Raw genomic sequence first — 21,636 nt, 5'->3', positions numbered from 1 at the left:
AACCATCTATCAAGCGCCTTATTTTGTAAGTTATTACGTAATAAAATTACATTAAATTTAAAGTCGTTTTATCATTTCAAACAAGCGTATGAATATAGACTGGTAAACAAACACCTTGTATTCACAAGGGCTGAAGAGATGTATTTAAACAGGGGTCAAACAAGGTATGCAGGGCTTTGTGTAAAATTAACATTGTGAAATTTCACTATTTTATGAAAGCTTCATCAAAGAAGAGCTGTAAAATTTTACAAGTCAAAGTTTACCAACAGAATAAAATACTAGAAAGCGCACTGTTTCCAGTGCGCTTTTAGATAAATAATGGAGAAGTAAGGGCTAATACTAATAGCTAAAGCAGCTCTGAAACGACTTCTGCAAGTTGATTAAATGTTTTCGTTCTTGACGAGCTCGGACGCCAAACTAAGCCGATTTCGCGATAAGCTTGTTTACCAGGAGGATCGATCACGACTAAATTCTGGTTATGCAGCAAGCCATGGTCGATAGCCATTTGAGGAATGAACGTTGTTCCCAAACCATTCGCAACCATTTGCACCAGTGTATGGAGGCTGGTTGCCGTAAACGGATTGATTTTTTCTTTGTCTGTTAATTTACACGCTGATACCGCATGTTCCGTTAAGCAATGTTCTTTCTCTAGTAGAAAGACGGATTCGTCAGGTAAATCCGCGTAACGAATCGGCACAGGGACCGATTGGGCTTGATTAGCGCTTATAACCATTCGAAACGGATCCTTACCCACTACTCGGCTTTCCATGCCATCAATTTCGACTGGTAACGCTAAAATAAGCACATCCAGCTCACCATGTCTGAGCGCTTGAAGTAAGTTTGTCGTCGTGTCTTCTCTTAATAAAAGATTCAGTTGTGGAAAACGGTAGTTCACCTCTTGTACCAAATCACACAGTAAAAACGGAGCAATTGTTGGTATACATCCTACTTTTAGCTGGCCTTGCATATCGTCGCCTTGGCACATACGTCCAAGCTCGACCAAATCTTGCCCTTTTGCTAACAGCTCTCGCCCCTGCTTTACTACCATTTCTCCTGTTTGGGTAAAAACCAGTGGACTTTTCTTATCTTTCTTTTCATATAAGGGACAACCTATCAATTCCTCTAAGTTTTGAATACCCTTACTTAAAGTCGACTGACTGACAAAACAACGCTCTGCAGCGTCACTAAAATGTCTTGTTTCATGCAGTGTGACTAAATAGTGTAACTGCTTCAAACTGGGCCATTTATTCATAATTGTATTTGTATCTACCGCCGTTCCAGTGATCGAGTTAAGAGTTTTGTTATTATCGTTTTTTTCGATTAACTCAATCTATTTATTTCGCTTTTTTCAATACTACAATCTGTACTATAGTTTGTCTCGTACAAACACGAACCAAACCGACACAACTGAATTCGGTTTGGAGCTAACCATACTTTTTAGGAGCAAAAAAATGGTACTAGTAGGTCGTCAAGCCCCTGATTTTACTGCAGCAGCTGTTCTAGGTAACGGTGAAATCGTTGAAAACTTCAACTTTGCAGAGTTCACTAAAGGTAAGAAAGCAGTAGTATTCTTCTACCCACTAGATTTCACTTTCGTTTGCCCATCTGAGCTAATCGCATTCGACAACCGTCTAGCTGACTTCCAAGCTAAAGGTGTTGAAGTAATCGGTGTTTCTATCGATTCTCAGTTCTCTCACAACGCATGGCGTAACACTGCTATCGAAGATGGCGGTATCGGTCAAGTTAAGTACCCACTAGTTGCTGACGTTAAGCACGAAATCTGTAAAGCTTACGACGTTGAGCACCCAGAAGCAGGCGTTGCTTTCCGTGGTTCTTTCCTAATCGACGAAGAAGGCGTTGTACGTCACCAAGTAGTTAACGACCTACCACTAGGCCGTAACATCGACGAAATGCTACGCATGGTTGACGCTCTTAACTTCCACCAGAAGCACGGCGAAGTATGTCCTGCACAATGGGAAGAAGGTAAAGCAGGTATGGACGCATCTCCAAAAGGTGTTGCAGCGTTCCTATCTGAGCACGCAGCTGACCTAGGCAAAAAATAATAGACCTTCACCCTAGCTCAACGGGTGTGATGGTTGGATGTATATAAAGCAATAAGCTAATGCGGAAAACCGCAAACGCCAATCAGTCTAAGTAAAGTCCTATCAAAGCCCAGAGCCTCTGCTCTGGGCTTTCTTTTTCCTTCAGATAAACCGCCAAAATGAGGTAACGCTTTAGCGTAAACTTTACCTCTATTTATCATCCCCTCCATACAGATTCTGCTTACTGGCCCTGTTAATATCTTAGCCACAACACTTATTTGTAACGTTAGCAGGATGAATGAACGTGGTTACTCACCTAGAAGTCTGTATTGATAATATTGAATCTCTGCACTACGCCATTGCTGGCGGCGCCACTCGGATTGAACTTTGCTCCTCTTTGGCTTTAGGCGGACTAACACCCAGTTATGGCTTTATGCAGCAAGCGGCTAAGCTTTCTAGTGTTCCAGTTTATGCCATGATCCGCCCACGCCAAGGTGACTTCTTCTACAATGAAGAAGAGATCGAAATGATGCGTTGGGATATTGAAGCAGCTCACCAATCAGGCTTGAGCGGTGTCGTGTTCGGCGTGCTCACTCAAGACGGTGATATTCATATGCCTTACGCGGCTGCGCTGTGTGAATTTGCTCAAGCGCTTGGCTTAGGCGTGACCTTCCATCGTGCCTTTGACCAGTGTCGTGACGCTGAAAAAACTTTGGAAGAAGTGATCAGCTTAGGTTGTGAACGTATTTTAACCTCCGGTCTTGCGCCTTCAGCACCACAAGGGATCGATGTGCTTAGAGCTTTGGTTAAGCAAGCCCAAGGGCGCATAGCAATCATGGCGGGGGCTGGCGTTAATGCGAGTAACGTACGTGCGTTAGTAGAAGACACTCAAATTCCTGAAATCCATCTGTCAGGCAAAACCACACGCCCTAGCCAAATGACCTTTGTTGCTGAACAAAGCAAAATGGGCGCATCCGATGTCGATGATTTTTTAATCCCCATCACAAGTACACAAGCCATTACCGATGTCGTAGCAGCTCTCAAATAGACCACCGTAACCTCACGCGCATAGCTTTTGAGTGCTAACATATTGTTTATCAAGGAGTGAGGAAATGTGTATGTCTAAATTGAAGAAAAAGGAATACGAAAAGGAGCTCAAAAACCTTCAAGTTGAGCTCGTAAAACTTCAAGAGTGGGTCAAACACAAAGGTTTAAAAGTGGTGGTTCTGTTTGAAGGCCGTGATGCTGCGGGCAAAGGCGGGGTGATAAAGCGAATTACAGAAAAGCTAAACCCGCGTGTTTGTCGCGTAGTGGCTCTGCCTGCACCGACAGAAAAAGAAAAAACGCAATGGTACTTCCAACGTTACGTCGCTCATTTACCATCTGCTGGTGAAATCGTTTTATTTGACCGAAGTTGGTATAACCGAGCAGGTGTCGAAAAAGTCATGGGGTTCTGTACTCCAGACGAATACGAGGAGTTTTTACGCTCTTGCCCTGAATTCGAGAGAATGTTGCAACGCTCTGGGATTATTCTGATTAAGTATTGGTTTTCGGTTTCAGACGAAGAGCAGGAAAAACGTTTTCTAGGTCGAATTAATACGCCGATCAAACGTTGGAAATTCAGCCCAATGGATTTAGAGTCACGTCATCGCTGGGCGGAGTATTCGGAAGCAAAAGATAAGATGTTTGCCTATACAGACACGAAAAACTGCCCTTGGTGGGTCGTCCCTTCTGATGACAAAAAGAAAGCGCGCTTGAACTGTATCAGTCATTTACTAAGCCAGATTGATTACAAAGCACTTGAGTACTCACCCATCGAATTACCTGAACTCAATAAAGAAGGTTACGTCAGAGCGCCCATTGATGATCAGACCTTCGTTCCTGATAAATATTGACGTGCTTTCCTTCTCTCTAATAAATAGACCAGCCTAAAAGCTGGTCTATTTATTGAAGTCAGTTACTTCAGTACGTCATCAATACTTTGATCACCTAGATGGCGTACATCTTTCCCTTTCACGAAGTAAATAATGTATTCACAGATGTTCTGGCAGCGGTCCCCCACGCGTTCAATCGCGCGTGCAGACCACATCACTTGCAGAATATTAGGGATATTTTTTGGATCTTCCATCATGTAAGTCATCAACTGACGAATCACCGCTTCATACTCGGCGTCTAGTTTGTCATCTTGTTTATGCACCTCTGCTGCCGCTTCTACATCCATGCGGGCAAACGCATCTAAAACCTGATGCAGCATATTAATTGCCTGACGGCAGAGAGGCTCTAACGACACTTGGAATTGTCGTTCTTTTGATGATGGGCTTTCGATGGCAACGTAAGCAATGCGTGTCGCCACATCACCGATGCGTTCTAAATCAGTGATCGTTTTGATGATAGCCATAATTAAGCGCAAGTCTTTTGCCGTTGGCTGACGCTTAGCAATAATGCGTGTACAAGCGTCATCGATCGAGACTTCCATCGCATTCACTTTATGATCGTCACGCACAACCTTACGCGCCAGTTCGATGTCTTCTTTATGCAAGGCTTGAATAGCATACGAAAGCTGCTGTTCTACCAAGCCCCCCATGGTTAATACATGAGTACGAATCGATTCTAGCTCTACGTTAAATTGTCCTGAAATATGACGTCCAAAGTGCATGATGTTCCTTATTCCGTATAGAGTCGCGACTTAACCGTAGCGACCCGTAATGTAATCTTCGGTCTGTTTCTTCATTGGCGAAGTGAAGATCGAGTCCGCGTCAGAGTATTCAATTAACTTACCCATATGAATGAATGCAGTATGATCGCTCACTCTCGCCGCTTGTTGCATGTTATGGGTAACGATAACGACAGTATATTGAGTCTTCAGCTCATTGATAAGCTCTTCAATAGTTAAAGTTGAGATTGGATCCAACGCTGATGTTGGCTCGTCCAATAACAGGACTTCCGGCTCAATCGCCACCGCGCGCGCAATGACCAAGCGCTGTTGCTGCCCCCCAGATAAGCCAAATGCGTTCTCATGCAAGCGGTCTTTTACCTCATCCCACAACGCCGCCGAGCGCAAGGATCGCTCCACTGCGTCATCTAAACTGCGGCTGTTTTTTACACCTTGTAAGCGTAAGCCATAAACTACGTTTTCATAAATAGACTTAGGAAATGGATTAGGTCTTTGAAACACCATCCCCACTCGGCGTCGAAGTGTCGCAACATCGACATTAGGATGATAAACATTCTTGCCATGGAGACGCACTTTACCTGTGACTCGACACCCTTCCACTAAGTCGTTCATGCGATTGATGCAACGTAATAACGTCGACTTTCCACACCCTGAAGGACCGATAAAAGCGGTGACTCGCCCTTTGGGAATTCGCATCGAAATATCATGCAGCGCCTGAGTTTGACCATAGAACAGATTAAGGTTCTCGATTGAGATGGCTGTTTGTTCATCCGTTAAATTATGAACGTCCAATGGTGGCTCATAACCTAATGTACTATCAAAATTAAACATACTTAATCTTGTCCTAACGTTCTGTATTTTTCTCGTAAATTATTGCGAATACTGATTGCTGTTAAGTTTAGCCCGACAATCACTGTCACGAGTAAGAAAGAGGTGGCATAAACTAATGGTCGCGCCGCTTCGATGTTGGAGGTTTGAAAGCCAACATCGTAAATGTGAAAACCTAAATGCATGAACTTTCTATCCAAATGCACATAAGGGAATTGTCCGTCAACCGGTAAACTGGATGCCAATTTCACGACCCCCACCAGCATCAGTGGCGCTACTTCGCCAGCTGCACGCGCAATCGCAAGGATCAAACCTGTGATAATAGCTGGCGTCGCCATAGGCAAAACCACGCGCCATAGCGTTTCGAACTGAGTTGCACCAAGTGCCAGAGAGCCATGTCGTACGGAGCTCGGAATTCGAGTTAAACCTTCTTCTGTCGTCACAATCACAACTGGAAGCGTCAGCACGGCAAGAGTTAGTGCTGACCATAACAAACCCGGCGTACCAAAGGTTGGTGCCGGTAGCTTCTCCGCATAGAATACGTTGTCGATAGAGGCACCAATCGTATAAACGAAGAAACCTAAACCAAATACGCCATAAACAATCGATGGAACACCCGCTAGGTTTATAACCGCAATACGAATAACTCTGGTTAGAGCGTTATTCTTAGCATATTCATGTAGATAGATAGCGGCGATCACCCCGAGTGGCATCACAATGATCGACATGATGAGTACTAAGAAAACCGTACCAAATATCGCAGGGAACACGCCTCCTTCGGAGTTAGACTCTCTTGGATCTTCAGATAAAAACTTCCAAACCTGTTTTCCCCAATGCATGACTTTATCAGGCAGTGACATTTGGTTTGGATACCAGTAGTCCAAAATATCTTCGAGCGGAATCGATACTTGTGACCCCGTCATATCCTCGGCAATCAAGGCATAGTCAGAGAGCTGAAGTCGTAAACCATCAAGTTGCAAATCTAACGTCGCAAGCGCTTTTTCTATCTGCTCTTTTTTCGTCTGATTTTCCTTTAAGAAGCTTTCTGTCAGCGTGTCATTCAATTCATGCTTGCGCTTTTCTAATCGCAACTGCTCTAGCTTCCAACCAAGCTCTTTAAGCTGATCGACCACCAAAGAATCAATCTCATGGCGCAGAGTTTCTGCATCATCAAGCTTTTTATTTAGTATCGATTGAATATCACTGGTGTATATATTATCGCCATCTTGAAACGCCACCAGCTTACCAAAGAAATAACCACCGCTACTGCGCTCTATCACCGCCCACTCTTTTGGCGTCGTGGGCTCATCCAACTGCATTTGCAATACGGAGATAAAATCGGCGGGATACAACTCTCGGTTAGCGATTTTGATGTTGAGTCGCGTGGCAAAATCTTCATCGTCTTCTAACTGTTGTGCTGCGCTTTCAGGCAAATAACTCTTCGGTACAAAGCTGCGCTCATACACTTGACCAATCAGAATAGTATTTTCATGTAGCACTTCGCCTTGTACAGGAGTCAGCGCTGCAACATTCCACTGATACAAGGGCGCTGGCCAAAAGTAAGTCAGGCCTTTCCAGCCGATAAGGAGTAACAACCCTAATACCGACAACAAACTGATGCTGACTGCACCGCCTGTTAGCCATATCCACGGTGCGCCAGAACGAATCCAATTTAACACGTTATTACTCGCTCTTTATTCAAACCATTATTACAACGCACGGTACTTATCTCTCAGTCTCTGACGAACCCACTCCGCAAGCGCGTTTACTGCAAACGTAAACACAAACAAAATCAATGCAGCTAGGAACAGCAGGCGATAATGCGAACTTCCAACTTCCGACTCTGGCAACTCAACGGCGATGGTCGCCGACAGGCTGCGCAATCCTTCCAAAATATTCCAATCCATTAATGGCGTATTGCCCGTTGCCATTAACACAATCATGGTTTCGCCAACAGCGCGTCCCAGGCCCATCATAATGGCAGAAAAAATACCTGGGCTTGCAGTAAGCAAGACAACATAGATTAAAGTTTGCCAAGGCGTGGCCCCTAATGCCAAAGAGCCATCCGATAAATGCTTCGGTACAGAGAAAATAGCATCTTCGGCAATGGTAAAAATCGTCGGGATAACAGCAAACCCCATCGCTAGCCCCACCACCAATGCATTGCGTTGATCGTAACCAATACCATGCTCGGTTAAGAATAAGCGCATATCGCCACCAAAGAACGTCTGCTCAATCGTAGGCGAAATCCACACTCCAAGCCCAATCAGTACCAATATGACAGGCATGAGCACTAAAGCATGCCAACCATTAGGCAGACGATTCCGCAAAGGTTGCGGTATTAATGCCCATAGCCCGCCCATAATCATGGTGCTCAAGGGCAAAACAAACAGCATAACGACGATCGTAATCAGGTGATCTTCGACAATAGGCGCGAACCACAATCCCGCGAGGAAACCAATGATCACCGTCGGCAGTGCTTCCATTAGCTCAATCGACGGTTTTACGACACGACGCATGCGTGGCGACATAAAGTAAGCCGTATAAATAGCACCTAGCACTGCGAGCGGTACTGAAAACAGCATCGCAAACATCGCCGCTTTTATCGTTCCAAACGCAATAGGTACTAGGCTGAACTTAGCCTCAAAGTTATCGCTCGCCGAAGTCGATTGCCACACAAATTCAGGCTCAGGATACCCTTCGTACCACACTTCTTGCCATAATGAAGACAATGAAATTTCCGGATAGGCATTGTCCACTTCCGCAACATTTAACGCATTATTTTGCCAAGTGATTAAGTAGCGTTCATTGTTAGACATTGCTGCGATTGCGGGCGCTTGATGGTACGCACGCTTAAACAACACCAGTTTTTCACTGGTTGTATAATGGCTTTGCAACGTGCCGTTGGTGTAAAAGCTATAAAATCCTTTTCGATGAGAATCCGGCAACAAATACTTAAGCTCTGATGCCAATTTAAAATCACGAATATGCGTTAACGTGCGTTTTTCTTCTTGCAGCGTATCAAACCATTGCGACACCCGACCATCGTTGTGCGTCACCAAAAGCGAGTAAGCACCAGCCAATAAGTCTATCGTACGAACGGAATGCTTCTTATCACCTTGAGTGAGATCGACCACCTCTCGCACAGCAAATTTACGTGCGGTTTTCTTTAACACGATCAACTCAGAGCCATCGCGCAAATAAAGCGTTTCACCGTCAGGTGTCAACAACATTTGCTGAGGCGTATTAAAGCCTGAAGAGAACGTAAAATCGATCGTTGTAGGAGACGTACCCAAAGAAGAAGCCACTTGCCAGCGAGCTTTCACTTCACCACTTTGCATCTGCCAAACAACCGTTGGTAAGGGCGTCGAAGCTGCAAATACAAACTGAGTCACAGGATCTTGAGGCGTACTTAGTGTCAGATCCATGCTGGTGTCTAGCTCAATCACTTCCGGAGGACGTGTATTTTCTCTCAACGTGGCATTAAATTCTGGCTTGAAAAGGTTCGCTTTACCCTGCCCATCAACAAATCCATACCAACCTAGCCCAGGAGCAGATTGAGAGAAAGCGACGGGTTTCTGGACGATTTGCTGTGTATACACCGCAGGTTTCGTAGGATCGTCCATCGACAAATATTGAATCTCACCACTTTGGGTTAGGACGAACGCAAGCTGAGCGTAATCATCCACTGAAATCGCAAGTGGTGTTTCAATATGAGTGGCTCGAATGGCTTGGTTGGTTTTGATCTCCGCATCAGAAAAAAGCGGAATGATCACCATGGCGAGGTAGACAAAGATCAAAATAAGCGCCGCGAGTACGCCGACACCACCGGATGTCACTGCAAGTCGAACTAAACGATCTTTTATCAGTCGTTTCTTATCTTTTTCCTGCAATGAAAACTCGGCTTGTGCCATTTATATCTCTACCTTTTTTGACTTAGTACTAGAATATGTCGTTAAGATGACAATTATATTACAGATCACATTAAACACCTGAAAAGAATACAACTCTTATGCAATGCGTGGTATGAAATAAATCTGTAATGAAAATCTCATAATGTTCTCACTCATCCATTTTTCCAAGATGAGTACGTAATACTTCACTTTTGGCTAGGTAAGGTTATGAGCGCAGAAAAACTATATATAGAAAAAGAGCTGAGTTGGTTGTCTTTCAACGAACGAGTATTACAAGAAGCTGCCGATAAAACCGTCCCTTTGATCGAACGTATTCGCTTTCTTGGGATCTTTTCCAACAATTTAGATGAATTTTACAAAGTACGCTTTGCGGACGTGAAGCGCAGAATCCTAATCAGCCAAGAGCGCGGTGGCAGTGATAGCCCTAAACGACTGTTAACCAAAATGCAGTCGAAAGCACTAAAGCTTAACGAACAATTTGATGAGCTTTACAGCGAGTTGATTCGAGAAATGGCGCGACGTCGCATTTTCTTGGTCAACGAGCAACAACTGGATGAATCGCAACAAAAGTGGATCGCGAAATACTTCCGTAGAGAGGTAATGCCGCATATCACTCCCCTCCTAATGAAAGACGAGATCGATGTTCTGCAATTTCTCAAAGACGAGTACGCTTACATCGCCGTAGAACTGCGTAAAGAAGAACATTACCAGTACGCTCTGATCGAAATTCCGACCGATCACCTTCCCCGCTTTGTGATGGTACCAGAACAGAAAGGAAAGCGTCGAAAAACCATCATCTTACTTGATAATATTATCCGCCACTGTTTGGACGAGCTGTTCAAAGGCTTTTTTGATTATGATGAGCTTAGCGGCTATGCGATGAAAATGACGCGTGACGCTGAATACGATTTACGCAATGAAATCGAGTACAGCTTGCTTGAACAAATGTCAGAGGGTGTCAATCAGCGACTGACAGCAAAGCCCGTTCGCTTCGTCTACGAACGCGATATGCCGCCTCAAATGTTAGAGTTTCTGTGTAACAAACTTAATATCTCTAACTACGATAACCTTATCCCCGGCGGACGCTATCACAACTTTAAAGACTTCATCGGCTTTCCAAATGTTGGACGAGAGTATCTTGAAAATAAACCTCTCCCGCCAATGAAATGTGCCGATTTCGAAGGTTATGCCAACAGCTTTGACGCGATTAAAGCGAAAGATATTCTGCTCTATTATCCCTACCACACTTTTGACCACATTAGTGAGTTAGTGCGCCAAGCCTCCTTCGATCCCAAAGTACTTAGTATCAAGATTAACATTTATCGCGTCGCGAAAGATTCTCGCTTGATGAACTCTTTAATTGATGCAGTGCACAACGGCAAAAATGTCACTGTGGTCGTCGAACTGCAAGCTCGCTTTGATGAAGAAGCCAATATCGAATGGTCAAAAGTATTAACCGAAGCGGGTGTGCACGTCATCTTTGGTGCGCCTGGTCTTAAGATTCACTCAAAGCTACTGATGATTAGCCGCCGCGAAGGTGAAGAAATTATTCGCTACGCACACATCGGCACAGGCAACTTCCATGAGAAGACGGCACGAATTTATACCGACTTCTCCCTGCTTACGGCAGATCAAGAAATCACTAATGAAGTCCGTAATGTCTTCGGTTACATTGAGAATCCATACCGACCAGTGAAGTTCAATCACCTTATGGTATCTCCTCGTAATTCTCGAACCCAAATCTACCGCTTAATCGATAATGAAATTGCGAATGCCAAGCTAGGGAAAAAAGCCGCTCTTACGATCAAGGTCAATAACCTAGTCGATAAAGGCATCGTCAATAAGCTTTATGGAGCAAGTACTTCCGGTGTAAAAATAAACATGATCATTCGAGGCATGTGCTCATTAGTACCGGGCATTGAGGGGATCAGCGACAATATTCGCATCATCAGTATTGTTGACCGCTTTCTTGAGCACCCTCGCGTGGTGATCACCCACAATGATGGCGATCCGCAAGTTTATATCTCCTCCGCAGACTGGATGACAAGAAATATTGATCACCGTATCGAGGTAGCAGTACCAGTCCGTGATCCACGTTTGAAACAGAGAATTATTGATATAACGAATATCCATTTTACCGATACAGTAAAGGCTCGTTTAATAGATAAAGAAATGAGTAACGCTTACGTACCACGAGGTAATCGCAAAAAAGTTCGCTCTCAAATCGCTATCTATGACTATCTTAAAAATATAGAAAAGCAAACTAGAAAACAAAATTCAGATGCCTCAAATACTTGAACAAGATACTCGCTACATTGCCGCGATAGACCTCGGCTCAAACAGTTTCCATATGGTGGTGGCCAAAGTTGTCGGCAGTGACCTACAACTGGTTAGTCGTCATAAACAACGTGTTCGCTTAGCATCAGGACTCGACAGTGAATTGAACTTAAGTCACGCCGCAATGGAGCGTGCGCTAGAATGCTTAGCCATGTTCGCTGAAAGGTTGCAAGGGCTTGATGAGTCAAATGTACGTATCGCCGCCACACACACACTAAGACGCGCTAAAAATGCCCACCTTTTCATCGAGCGTGCGAAAGAAGTGATGCCTTTCCCAATAGAAATTATCCCTGGAGAAGAAGAAGCCCGCCTGATTTACTTAGGCGTCGCGCACACTCAAGTAGAATCCAACTCCAAACTAGTCATCGATATCGGAGGCGGCAGTACCGAGATGATTATTGGACAAGAATTTGAGCCTGAACTTCTCAACAGTAAACAGATGGGATGCGTCAGTTTTACAGAGCAACACTTTAAAAACGGCAAACTGTCAGGAAAAAACTTCAGCAAGGCGATGTTAGCTGCCGAACAAAAACTCGAGTCCATCGCTTCAACATATCGTAAAAAGGGCTGGGATATTGCTCTCGGCTCATCAGGAACCATCAAAGCGATTCAAGAAGTGCTAGTAGGATTAGGTTTTGAAGATGGCCTGATCACAGCGAGTCGACTGGATACACTAATTGAAACTCTGTGTAAATTTGATTCCATTGAAGATATTGAGCTGGCGGGTCTAACAGAAGAACGTAAACCCGTATTCGCAGCAGGCGTAGCGATTTTGTCCGCGATTTTCAAAGCGCTTCGCATTGAGCAAATGTTTTTCTCCGATGGTGCTCTACGCGAAGGCCTGTTGTACGAAATGGAAGAACGTTTTGCACGCTCCGATATTCGCATGCGCACCACAGAAAATTTAGCCAACAAGCACCGAGTCGACTTAGAGCATGCCGCTCGTGTTAAGGGGCATGCACGTGAGATGTTATGTCAGGTACGCTCTGAACTAGGCATTAAGAAAAAGAGTGAATTATTTGACTTACTAGAGTGGGCAGCGTTGCTTCATGAAGTCGGATTAAGTATCAACTTGCGTAGTTTCCATCGCCACTCTTTTTATATTCTGTTGCACTCCACCCTACAAGGCTTCAACCGTGAGCAGCAATTAGTGCTTGCAACATTAGCTCGCTTCCAGCGTAAAGCGCTCAAATTGCAAGAACTACCAGATTTCAACCTCTATAAACAGAGTGACGTTATAAGCCTCATCAAAATATTACGACTTTCTATCGTATTAAATGGGCAGCGTAATGAAGATCCATTGCCTGATATCACCTTATCTATCAAAAATGACGAATGGATTCTCACCTGCACAGATGAAGCATGGCTAGAAAACAATAAATTACTTCACGCGGATTTACAGGAAGAACAAGAACGTTGGGACATCGCGAAGTGGACACTCACTTTCTGATCTCGTACTGTCCATACCTAAATAAAAAGTCGGCTTACAGGCCGACTTTTTTTAACTCTTCTTCTGCAAAGTCTGCCGTAATGGGCACATAACCATCTTTCTCAACCAACGCTTGTCCCTGAGCAGAAAAGATAAAGCGAATAAATTCAGCTTCAATTGGTGTTAATGGGTAATCAGGGTGCTTATTCACGTAAACATATAAGTAACGTGATAGTGGGTACTTACCACTAACAATATGTTCTCGCGTTGGAGTCACGTAGTCATTTCCCATTTTAGCCACAGGGACTAAGCGCACGCCTGCCACTCGATAACCGACACCGGAATAACCAATTCCACTGATGGTTGACGCTACAGCTTGCACAACTGACGCGGAGCCTGGCTGCTCGTTAACTCGGGTCTTGAAATCCCCGCCACACAAAGCATTGCTTTTGAAGTAACCGTAAGTTCCAGAAACGGAGTTACGACCAAACAACTGGACGTTTCGCTTTGCCCACTGTGATTCAAGACCGAGTTGCTGCCAGTTTGTGACAAATTGACTTTCACCACAGCGCAGCGTGGCAGAAAACAAAGCATCTAACTGACTAAAGTTAAGCCCTTGAATTGGATTATCTTGATGAACAAAAATACCGATTGCATCGATGGCGACCCTGAGCGCAGTTGGCTTGTAGCCATGTTCACGTTCAAACGCTTCAACCTCTCTTAAACGCATAGGGCGGCTCATGGGACCAAACTGAGCTGTTTGTTCGGTCAATGCTGGAGGGGCAGTAGAAGAGCCAGACGCTTGGACTTGCGCATTAATATTCGGGTAAATGGATTTAAACTCTTCAACCCAAAGCGTTGTCATACCCGCAAGTGTATCGGAGCCAACAGAGAGCAAGTTCCCGACAATCCCCGTCGTTTTATGATAACTCGGCAATGGTTTATCTTGAGCGGCAGCCATAAAAGAACAAACAAGCGCGAATAAACTGAATGTTTTTGCTAATCGTAAAGCCATTATTTCACCACCAAACGCTCAGGCAATACGAAAGAAAACTTACTACCCACGCCTACTTCACTGTGAATTTCTAAATGAGAGTCATGGTGACTCAGCGCGTGTTTTACAATGGCAAGCCCTAAACCACTTCCACCAGTATCACGTGATCTTGCTTTATCCACTCGATAAAAACGCTCAGTAAGTCGATGGAGGTGCTGAGGTTCAATACCATCACCACTATCTTCCACCTCTAAGCATGCGCCTTGAGAGGTCTGGAACCAACGAACATTAATGTTCGCACCAGGCGGTGTGTATTTGACGGCATTATAAACGAGGTTAGAGATAGCACTACGTAACTGGTCATCATCGCCCAGCACGCGTAGGCTAGCATCAACATCAAATTTCAATTTATGTTGGTTGTCCCCACTAAGGCTAACCGCCTCTTTTTCTAACACTTCAAGCATCGCGGGCACATTCACGACTTCCTCAAGCTCATGCATAGGTGCCGCTTCAATTTTAGATAGTGTCAGTAGTTGGTTCACCAAACTGTTCATGCGGTTAAGCTGCTCCGTCATGACACCATGAGCTTTGCTCCACATAGGACCCACGACCATATCAGGATCTTCTGTCATCTCAAGATAACCTTGTAGCACCGTCATTGGTGTACGCAGTTCATGAGATACGTTGGCAAAGAAGTTGCGACGCATTCCCTCAAGTTGTTTTAACTGGCTAACATCACGCACCACCATCAAATGTTCACCTTCGGTATACGGTACGATACGTAGTTCTAGCATGCGTTCGACATTGAGTGGTGAACGCATTTCTAATGGCTCTGAAAAGTCTTTCTTGTTGAGGTACTTGATAAAATCAGGTGTACGAATGAGATTGGAGATAGGTTGACCTGAATCTTCTGGCCAATGGAAGCCCAGTAAGTGCTGAGCCAGCTTGTTGCACCAAACAATATTGCCTTCAGCACGGAATACCACTACCGCATCGGGTAGCGATTCTGCACCATTTCGGAATCGACGAATAAGATTAGTAAGCTCTTTTCGTTTGCGGCGTTGGCGCTGTTGTAAGCGATACAACCCATTGAACAAAGATTCCCAATTACCGCTACCAGATGGTGGCGTGAGGCGTTTTTCATCCCATAACCAAGAAGATAAACGTACTTGGTTATGCAAATGCCACACAAGCTGCAATGCCGTAGCAGCCAAAAGCAACCACGGCATATAACCGAATATCCAACCTACTATCACCCATGGGGTGTAAAAAAAAGCCAGCTCCCAGGCCAGCTTTTTCCACGTTAATCTTTCAACCACTCATAACTCCAGAAATGGTACCGATAAGCTGCGTGTTAATTTATGCCTTCGTCGAGAAGCGGTATCCAGCACCACGAACAGTTTGGATCAGCTTATCATGCCCTGCAGCTTCCAATGCTTTACGCAGGCGGCGAATGTGAACATCGACTGTACGGTCTTCGACATACACGTTGGTGCCCCAAACATTGTTTAATAGCTGCTCACGGCTGTATACGCGTTCTTGATGCGTCATGAAAAAATGAAGCATCTTAAATTCTGTAGGGCCCATGTCTAATGGCGCATCATTAGCCGTAACACGGTGCGATACAGGGTCAAGCTTCAATCCCTGTACATCAATTACATCTTCTAGTGCAGTCGGAGTAACGCGACGAATGACCGCTTTTAAGCGTGCAACCAACTCTTTAGGAGAGAATGGCTTAGTAATGTAGTCATCCGCACCAACTTCTAAACCACGCACTTTATCTTCTTCTTCACCACGAGCGGTAAGCATCACAACTGGAATGTTGCGCGTTAATTCCTCTCGCTTCATATGTTTGATGAAGTTAATGCCACTACCGCCTGGTAACATCCAATCCAGTAAAACTAAATCAGGGAAGGGTTCAGCCAGTTTGGTTACTGCAGTATCGTAATCTTCCGCTTCTACCGCTTGGTAACCTTTCTGCTCAAGTACGAAGCACAGCATTTCGCGAATAGGAGCTTCGTCTTCAACAACCAGAATCCTTCTAGACATAATTGAGTAACCTTATGTTCGTTGAGCTAATGAATTTAAGAGACAAAGCGCCTCTCTTTGCATAAGCATTATCACTACCAATTATGACACTTTTGTGACCTTTGAAAACAAATTTTCATATAACTTTCTTTTGAGGTTCATTCGGATATTTTTCATTTCTATTAAGACATCAGCACAAAAATTCCCTATGATTAGTCCCTTGTCATCAAGCCTAGAGAAGATTTATGTGGTTTAAAAACTGTCTGGTATACCGCGTTAACCGCGAGGTTACTTTTAACGCCGAACAACTAGAAACTCAGCTGTCTGAATTCCAATTCACCCCGTGTGGCAGTCAAGACAAACAGAAATTTGGCTGGGTCAGTGCAATGGGTAGACATGGCGATATGATGACTCACGTGTCAGAAAACCGCATTCTGATTTGCGCCAAGAAAGAAGAGAAAATGCTACCTGCCTCTGTGATCAAAGAATCATTGAATGCAAAAGTAGAAGCAATGGAAGCGCAAGAAGGTCGTCCTCTGAAGAAGAAAGAGAAAGACAACCTGAAAGATGACATCGTAATGGATTTACTGCCGCGCGCATTCAGCCGCAGCAGCCACACTCACGTGCTCATCATGCCAAAAGAAGGTTTTATCCTTGTTGATGCAAGCAGCTATAAAAAAGCAGAAGATGTATTAGCATTGCTTCGTAAAACCATGGGTAGTTTACCTGTTGTTCCTGCTATTCCAGAAGTGGCGATTGAAACTACGCTAACCGAGTGGGTGAAAAGCGGTGACACACCTCAAGGTATCAGCATGATGGACGAAGCTGAGCTAAAATCCGTACTTGAAGAAGGTGGTGTGATTCGCTGTAAGAAGCAAGAGCTAACCACTGATGAAATCCGCAACCACATCGCTGCGGATAAAGTCGTGACGAAACTTGCGCTTAATTGGCAAGATCGTATTGAGTTCATTATGACGGAAGATGCAGGCATCAAACGTCTAAAATTCTCTGATGAATTGAAAGATCAAAACGATGATATTCCACGTGAAGATCAAGCAGCTCGATTTGATGCAGACTTCTCTCTAATGTGTGGAGAGTTCAGTGCTTTCCTTCCCAACCTATACGATGCGCTAGGCGGCTTACCGAATCCTAACGCTTAATTTTGTATAAAGGTTAACCATAACGCCCTCACTTTTTTTGAGGGCGTTTTTCTATCTGAAGCACAATTACCCTAGTCACAGTTCACATTTTGACGTAAAATTTGCGCCCCATTTCCATTAGGTGGAATTGGCCTGACTTGTGATCAGATAAAAGAGAATTGAGCAATGACAACTGAGAAAGCATTCGTGCCTGAGCTACTATCTCCAGCGGGCAGCCTGAAAAACATGCGTTACGCATTCGCCTACGGGGCAGATGCAGTTTACGCAGGCCAACCTCGCTACAGCCTTCGCGTACGTAACAACGAGTTTAACCACGAGAACCTAAAAATCGGTATCGATGAAGCCCACGCCCTAGGCAAAAAGCTTTATGTGGTATGTAACATTCAACCACACAACTCGAAGCTAAAAACGTTCATCCGTGATCTTAAGCCAATCGTAGAGATGGGTCCTGACGCATTGATCATGTCAGATCCAGGCCTAATTATGATGGTTCGTGAAGCTTTCCCAGAAATGCCAATTCACCTTTCTGTACAAGCAAACGCTGTAAACTGGGCGACCGTTAAGTTCTGGGCAGCGAATGGCGTGGAACGTGTGATCGTTTCTCGCGAGCTGTCTCTAGAAGAAATCGAAGAAATTCGTGAGCATTGCCCTGAAACTGAGCTTGAAGTATTCGTTCACGGTGCATTATGCATGGCTTACTCAGGTCGTTGCCTACTTTCTGGCTATATCAACAAACGTGACCCTAACCAAGGCACTTGCACTAACGCATGCCGCTGGGAATACAAAGTTGAAGAGGGTAAAGAAAACGACGCTGGTGATATCGTAGAGAAATTCGACCCGACTGAAGCACAGCCTGTCGAAGTACAAGACGAGCGCCCTGAAACCACAATTGGTCGCGGCAAACCAACAGATGAAGTCGTTCTGCTTTCTGAAGCGCACCGTCCAGAAGAAAAAATGGCGGCTTACGAAGATGAGCATGGTACTTACATCATGAACTCTAAAGACCTACGAGCGGTTCAGCACGTTGAACGCTTAACTAAGATGGGTGTTCACTCATTGAAAATTGAAGGTCGTACTAAATCGTTCTACTACTGCGCACGTACCGCTCAAGTTTATCGTAAAGCGATTGATGATGCTGTAGCAGGTCGACCATTCGATGAAAGCCTAATGGGTACACTAGAAAGCCTAGCTCACCGTGGCTACACTGAAGGCTTCCTACGCCGTCATACACACGATACTTACCAAAACTACGATTACGGTTACTCAGTCTCTGATGCTCAACAGTTTGTTGGTGAGTTCACTGGTAAACGTCGTGGCGATATGGCTGAAGTAGAAGTGAAAAACAAATTCCTTGTCGGTGATAGTCTTGAGCTAATGACGCCAAAAGGTAATGTTGTTTTCACGCTAGAAGCGATGGAAAACCGTAAGTCAGAGTCTATTGAGGATGCCAAAGGGAATGGTCACTTCGTCTTCATTCCAGTACCAGCAGATCTAGATTTAGAATACGGTCTATTGATGCGTAACTTGAACTCAGGGCAGGACACCCGTAACCCGACTGGTAAGTAATCATGGCCTTGCTCATTACTGACAAATGCATCAACTGCGACATGTGTGATCCCGAATGCCCCAATGGGGCAATCAGTATGGGAGAGAGCATTTTCGAAATTGATCCAGCGCTATGTACAGAGTGTAAGGGGCATTACGAAAAGCCGACCTGTCAGTCAGTGTGTCCAATTACAAAATGCATAATCACTGATCCGAACCATGTCGAAACTGAAGAGCAGTTGCTTGAAAAATTCGTGATTATTCAAGGGTTAGCATAAGAGCAATTAGGTTCAACTTTGACATCAAAGTTGAACCTTTTCTCAACCTGATTTTTCAATAGGGATAATATTGCAGAACAGCTCTTTTTCAAAATGATACTCTAGTCTCTCACGCCAATTTTCCGCTTGAGAAACAGGTATTAAATAAAAGTTTTCTCGGCTCGTATCAGTAACGAAAGCCATTCCATATTGCATCAGCTCATAATGCACATCATTAACAAAACCCGGATCAAGGCGTTGACGCCCAGTCAGGTGATTCACATCCTCTCGAGTCAAAGAGACTCCTTTAGTATCACTGCTAAATCTGTGTCTTAACCACTCTGCAAATTCTTTTGCACAAATCATAGTCATGGTTTTGTCCTTGATTTACTCTTCTAACAGGAAAAGGGTATATCCCTGCCTTACACACTTGTCTGCGTTGTTATCGCTTTTTAGCCAACTGACAGACATATTGCTAAGAAACCAGAGTATCGTGACGAAAGATCTTTTTCTAAACAGAGAAGTTACAACTTACCCATACTACAACTCTTTGTTTAATTTAGATTTCTATAATATGTCCCCAAAACTGATTGGGTTAGTTTTTGTATTGGTACTATTCAATGTAGACAAAAGTATGATGTTTCTCCAGTTTCATAAAAGAGATCACCAAGTACAGATAAACCTGAAGAGTAACACTAATTAGGATTGATAAGCGGCAAGCATTGAGGTGGAACGACTTTTTTTCGTTTGGGCTTAGAGGTTGTTTTTACCCGTTGAGGGGTATCAGTAGGTTTTGCTTTTGGGGCCCAACTTGCAAGCTCAGCACCGCAACCATCACCTACTGGAGGTGGTGCTTGATCAACACAATAGTCGCTCGAATCAGGACAAGATAACCTGACGTGAAAGTGGTAATGATGCCCCCACCATGGACGTACTTTACGTAACCAAGAACGATCTTTGCCGTTTTCTTGCAAGCAAAGTTGCTCCTTAATAACAGGATGTACAAAAATTCGTGCAACATCCTTACTTTTTGAAGCGTACCGAATTAGCTTAAAGTGCCGTTCTTCCCAGCGATGATTAAGTATGGAATAACCTTTTAAATCCACCACACTCATGGGTTTAGGAAGTTGTAATTCGTTATAAGAAAGCGGTTTGTCAGCAAGTCTTAACCAGATATCGATATCTAACCCGGTTTGATGACTAGAATGACCAGAGGAGAACCTTCCACCTCTAGGTAAAGACAAATCACCAATTAGCAGAGTGGTGTTGAGATTTTGATGAGCTTTAAGCGCCAGATTTTCAATAAACTCTATCGTTTTAGGGTGCCCATAGTAGCGCTTCGTTTTACTACGTAAGACTTGATAACCAACGCCATCGAGAGACAAGGGTAATGCACCATCTAAACAACCGTTAGCATAACTACCAATAGAGGAGGAAGAGTTTCGGGTAGGATTAACCGCAGACTCCCAAGGAGTAGAACATACTGAAGCTGAGAAACATAAACCCAAAGTTACAATGAAACTCAGCCTCATAGCCTTTAACCTTTAGTAGTGTTCGCCATTATCGTAATAAGCTTTAGGAGATAAGGCGGAAAAGATAACCGCAACATCAATATCGGCACCAGCGATACCGCGCACTTGTTGCGTAATAAGCTTGGCAACTTCATCTTGCACTTCCTGGCCACGGTCGAACCAAAGCACTTCGACAAAAGGATATGCAGCACTCACCTCACCCTCATTGAAAAACGTAGTGTAGATATACTCAAAAGTAAAATCCTCACGCGGACAGTCCATTAGAGGCTGAAGTTCATCCGTAAGAGGTTTTGATAATGCCTGAACAGCTTGTGGCTCTACAGCACGGAATCGAAAATGTGGCATAAACTTACTTCCTAATTATTAGCATTAATGCATGATGATAACAGGAACCAAGTCAGTAATCATCCAAGCCAATGTAACCACTGACCTTTCAATAGATTGTGAATCAGATGTGCTCGATAACGAAGAAAAAGTGTTATGAAATTCGAAGGTAAAACAGAAAGAGCAAAGCGATACATCAACATTTAGTAATTACATTACTAGAAAATAAAACTATCTGAAGCAAAGGTATGCCATATTCGTTGGATAAACATACACCTGACATCGAAACTATACGTTAGGAATAAAAGAGACCCTGACCTAAGCCAGAGCTTATGAATATGGGGGGATAGGTGAAGTGGACCAATATCCCGGAGATATGAGCTTTCAATCCCCCCGATACTTTGGTATCAGAGGAATCGACAACTCTTCCAACTAGTCAGCTTCTCTTTTCTTCAGATGCAAAAAAGCCCCAGCATTACTGCTGAGGCTTTAAAGTATGGCAGGGGTGGAGAGATTCGAACTCCCAACACGCGGATTTGGAATCCGCTGCTCTGCCAATTGGAGCTACACCC

Annotated in this window: 19 protein-coding genes; 8 read left to right on the top strand and 11 right to left on the bottom strand. The window is 44.2% G+C overall.

The genetic code is table 11. From position 1 onward, the window contains the following. Nucleotides 1-346 precede the first annotated feature (346 nt). Nucleotides 347-1,252 (bottom strand): hydrogen peroxide-inducible genes activator, encoded by a 906-nt coding sequence (locus MTF70_RS18810; RefSeq protein WP_005383681.1) that lies wholly within the window; start codon nt 1,250-1,252, stop codon nt 347-349. 199 nt (nt 1,253-1,451) lie between these two features. Here MTF70_RS18810 and MTF70_RS18805 point away from each other — a divergent pair, with 199 nt between their 5' ends. The 3 genes from MTF70_RS18805 to ppk2 all read left to right on the top strand — a co-directional run bounded on the left by MTF70_RS18805 (nt 1,452) and on the right by ppk2 (nt 3,937). Next, nucleotides 1,452-2,063 carry a peroxiredoxin C gene (locus MTF70_RS18805; RefSeq protein WP_005381738.1) on the top strand — a complete coding sequence of 204 codons (612 nt, stop codon included), beginning with the start codon at nt 1,452-1,454 and terminating at the stop codon, nt 2,061-2,063. A 277-nt stretch (nt 2,064-2,340) separates the two neighbouring features. Beyond that, nucleotides 2,341-3,090 (top strand): copper homeostasis protein CutC, encoded by a 750-nt coding sequence (locus tag MTF70_RS18800; protein WP_169628879.1) that lies wholly within the window; start codon nt 2,341-2,343, stop codon nt 3,088-3,090. Between the two features lie 70 nt (nt 3,091-3,160). Next, nucleotides 3,161-3,937, top strand: a complete 777-nt coding sequence (ppk2, locus tag MTF70_RS18795) for a polyphosphate kinase 2 (RefSeq protein ID WP_005381743.1) — start codon at nt 3,161-3,163, stop codon at nt 3,935-3,937. Between the two features lie 62 nt (nt 3,938-3,999). On the opposite strand, the gene phoU is transcribed toward ppk2, so the two are convergent. Genes phoU through MTF70_RS18775 form a run of 4 tightly spaced genes read right to left on the bottom strand, consistent with a single transcriptional unit; the run spans nt 4,000 to nt 9,458 of the window. Continuing rightward, nucleotides 4,000-4,698: a phosphate signaling complex protein PhoU gene (gene phoU, locus MTF70_RS18790; RefSeq protein WP_005381744.1), complete on the bottom strand. Its 699-nt coding sequence runs from the start codon at nt 4,696-4,698 to the stop codon at nt 4,000-4,002. 30 nt (nt 4,699-4,728) lie between these two features. Continuing rightward, on the bottom strand, nt 4,729-5,547 hold the full coding sequence (gene pstB, locus MTF70_RS18785; RefSeq protein WP_005381745.1) for a phosphate ABC transporter ATP-binding protein PstB: 819 nt from the start codon (nt 5,545-5,547) through the stop codon (nt 4,729-4,731). 2 nt (nt 5,548-5,549) lie between these two features. Then, nucleotides 5,550-7,223 (bottom strand): phosphate ABC transporter permease PstA, encoded by a 1,674-nt coding sequence (gene pstA / locus MTF70_RS18780; RefSeq protein WP_025768855.1) that lies wholly within the window; start codon nt 7,221-7,223, stop codon nt 5,550-5,552. A 30-nt stretch (nt 7,224-7,253) separates the two neighbouring features. After that, on the bottom strand, nt 7,254-9,458 hold the full coding sequence (locus MTF70_RS18775) for an ABC transporter permease subunit (RefSeq protein ID WP_025768854.1): 2,205 nt from the start codon (nt 9,456-9,458) through the stop codon (nt 7,254-7,256). A 207-nt stretch (nt 9,459-9,665) separates the two neighbouring features. Between MTF70_RS18775 and ppk1 the strand changes: the two genes are divergently transcribed. After that, nucleotides 9,666-11,756, top strand: coding sequence for a polyphosphate kinase 1 (gene ppk1 / locus MTF70_RS18770; protein ID WP_005381748.1), 2,091 nt, complete (start codon nt 9,666-9,668; stop codon nt 11,754-11,756). Next, nucleotides 11,740-13,245: an exopolyphosphatase gene (gene ppx / locus MTF70_RS18765; protein ID WP_025768853.1), complete on the top strand. Its 1,506-nt coding sequence runs from the start codon at nt 11,740-11,742 to the stop codon at nt 13,243-13,245. The genes ppk1 and ppx overlap by 17 nt, the downstream gene beginning before the upstream one ends. 34 nt (nt 13,246-13,279) lie before the next feature. On the opposite strand, the gene MTF70_RS18760 is transcribed toward ppx, so the two are convergent. From MTF70_RS18760 to phoB, 3 genes are read right to left on the bottom strand one after another with little or no spacing between them, the layout of a single operon-like run. After that, nucleotides 13,280-14,239 (bottom strand): phosphate ABC transporter substrate-binding protein PstS family protein, encoded by a 960-nt coding sequence (locus MTF70_RS18760; protein WP_025768852.1) that lies wholly within the window; start codon nt 14,237-14,239, stop codon nt 13,280-13,282. Beyond that, nucleotides 14,239-15,537: a phosphate regulon sensor histidine kinase PhoR gene (phoR, locus tag MTF70_RS18755; RefSeq protein WP_005383667.1), complete on the bottom strand. Its 1,299-nt coding sequence runs from the start codon at nt 15,535-15,537 to the stop codon at nt 14,239-14,241. The genes MTF70_RS18760 and phoR overlap by 1 nt, the downstream gene beginning before the upstream one ends. A gap of 40 nt (nt 15,538-15,577) precedes the next feature. Then, nucleotides 15,578-16,267 carry a phosphate regulon transcriptional regulator PhoB gene (gene phoB / locus MTF70_RS18750; protein WP_005381752.1) on the bottom strand — a complete coding sequence of 230 codons (690 nt, stop codon included), beginning with the start codon at nt 16,265-16,267 and terminating at the stop codon, nt 15,578-15,580. 224 nt (nt 16,268-16,491) lie between these two features. On the opposite strand from phoB, the gene rdgC reads away from it, so the two are divergent. The 3 genes from rdgC to MTF70_RS18735 all read left to right on the top strand — a co-directional run bounded on the left by rdgC (nt 16,492) and on the right by MTF70_RS18735 (nt 19,229). Next, on the top strand, nt 16,492-17,406 hold the full coding sequence (gene rdgC / locus MTF70_RS18745) for a recombination-associated protein RdgC (protein WP_017633930.1): 915 nt from the start codon (nt 16,492-16,494) through the stop codon (nt 17,404-17,406). A 165-nt stretch (nt 17,407-17,571) separates the two neighbouring features. Next, nucleotides 17,572-18,972, top strand: coding sequence for a tRNA 5-hydroxyuridine modification protein YegQ (yegQ, locus tag MTF70_RS18740; RefSeq protein WP_025768851.1), 1,401 nt, complete (start codon nt 17,572-17,574; stop codon nt 18,970-18,972). A 2-nt stretch (nt 18,973-18,974) separates the two neighbouring features. Continuing rightward, the gene (locus MTF70_RS18735) at nt 18,975-19,229 is read left to right on the top strand and encodes a YfhL family 4Fe-4S dicluster ferredoxin (protein ID WP_005381763.1); all 255 of its coding nucleotides are present in this window, start codon (nt 18,975-18,977) and stop codon (nt 19,227-19,229) included. A 42-nt stretch (nt 19,230-19,271) separates the two neighbouring features. On the opposite strand, the gene MTF70_RS18730 is transcribed toward MTF70_RS18735, so the two are convergent. The 3 genes from MTF70_RS18730 to MTF70_RS18720 all read right to left on the bottom strand — a co-directional run bounded on the left by MTF70_RS18730 (nt 19,272) and on the right by MTF70_RS18720 (nt 21,085). Then, nucleotides 19,272-19,580 (bottom strand): hypothetical protein, encoded by a 309-nt coding sequence (locus MTF70_RS18730; RefSeq protein ID WP_005381765.1) that lies wholly within the window; start codon nt 19,578-19,580, stop codon nt 19,272-19,274. Between the two features lie 323 nt (nt 19,581-19,903). Then, on the bottom strand, nt 19,904-20,740 hold the full coding sequence (gene mepA, locus MTF70_RS18725; RefSeq protein WP_205460830.1) for a penicillin-insensitive murein endopeptidase: 837 nt from the start codon (nt 20,738-20,740) through the stop codon (nt 19,904-19,906). A gap of 12 nt (nt 20,741-20,752) precedes the next feature. After that, a complete protein-coding gene (locus tag MTF70_RS18720; protein ID WP_005381768.1) occupies nt 20,753-21,085 on the bottom strand; it encodes a DUF1904 domain-containing protein in 333 nt (110 codons plus the stop codon). Nucleotides 21,086-21,636: the final 551 nt, after the last annotated feature.

Source organism: Vibrio sp. 2CM40D (assembly GCF_023161825.1).
GTDB lineage: Bacteria > Pseudomonadota > Gammaproteobacteria > Enterobacterales > Vibrionaceae > Vibrio > Vibrio alginolyticus.
Note: the sequence above shows the minus strand (reverse complement) of the source record. Positions and strands in the feature narration are given on the sequence as shown.

What these genes read in the sequence shown, in the direction of transcription:
- pstB (WP_005381745.1), bottom strand. Translation starts at nt 5,547, where the DNA reads ATGTTTAATTTTGATAGTACATTAGGTTATGAGCCACCATTGGACGTT.
- MTF70_RS18810 (WP_005383681.1), bottom strand. Translation starts at nt 1,252, where the DNA reads ATGAATAAATGGCCCAGTTTGAAGCAGTTACACTATTTAGTCACACTG.
- MTF70_RS18805 (WP_005381738.1), top strand. Translation starts at nt 1,452, where the DNA reads ATGGTACTAGTAGGTCGTCAAGCCCCTGATTTTACTGCAGCAGCTGTT.
- yegQ (WP_025768851.1), top strand. Translation starts at nt 17,572, where the DNA reads ATGACAACTGAGAAAGCATTCGTGCCTGAGCTACTATCTCCAGCGGGC.
- phoU (WP_005381744.1), bottom strand. Translation starts at nt 4,698, where the DNA reads ATGCACTTTGGACGTCATATTTCAGGACAATTTAACGTAGAGCTAGAA.
- ppk1 (WP_005381748.1), top strand. Translation starts at nt 9,666, where the DNA reads ATGAGCGCAGAAAAACTATATATAGAAAAAGAGCTGAGTTGGTTGTCT.
- MTF70_RS18730 (WP_005381765.1), bottom strand. Translation starts at nt 19,580, where the DNA reads ATGACTATGATTTGTGCAAAAGAATTTGCAGAGTGGTTAAGACACAGA.
- rdgC (WP_017633930.1), top strand. Translation starts at nt 16,492, where the DNA reads ATGTGGTTTAAAAACTGTCTGGTATACCGCGTTAACCGCGAGGTTACT.
- ppx (WP_025768853.1), top strand. Translation starts at nt 11,740, where the DNA reads ATGCCTCAAATACTTGAACAAGATACTCGCTACATTGCCGCGATAGAC.
- ppk2 (WP_005381743.1), top strand. Translation starts at nt 3,161, where the DNA reads ATGTCTAAATTGAAGAAAAAGGAATACGAAAAGGAGCTCAAAAACCTT.
- MTF70_RS18720 (WP_005381768.1), bottom strand. Translation starts at nt 21,085, where the DNA reads ATGCCACATTTTCGATTCCGTGCTGTAGAGCCACAAGCTGTTCAGGCA.
- MTF70_RS18735 (WP_005381763.1), top strand. Translation starts at nt 18,975, where the DNA reads ATGGCCTTGCTCATTACTGACAAATGCATCAACTGCGACATGTGTGAT.
- phoB (WP_005381752.1), bottom strand. Translation starts at nt 16,267, where the DNA reads ATGTCTAGAAGGATTCTGGTTGTTGAAGACGAAGCTCCTATTCGCGAA.
- MTF70_RS18760 (WP_025768852.1), bottom strand. Translation starts at nt 14,239, where the DNA reads ATGGCTTTACGATTAGCAAAAACATTCAGTTTATTCGCGCTTGTTTGT.
- MTF70_RS18800 (WP_169628879.1), top strand. Translation starts at nt 2,341, where the DNA reads ATGAACGTGGTTACTCACCTAGAAGTCTGTATTGATAATATTGAATCT.
- mepA (WP_205460830.1), bottom strand. Translation starts at nt 20,740, where the DNA reads ATGAGGCTGAGTTTCATTGTAACTTTGGGTTTATGTTTCTCAGCTTCA.
- MTF70_RS18775 (WP_025768854.1), bottom strand. Translation starts at nt 9,458, where the DNA reads ATGGCACAAGCCGAGTTTTCATTGCAGGAAAAAGATAAGAAACGACTG.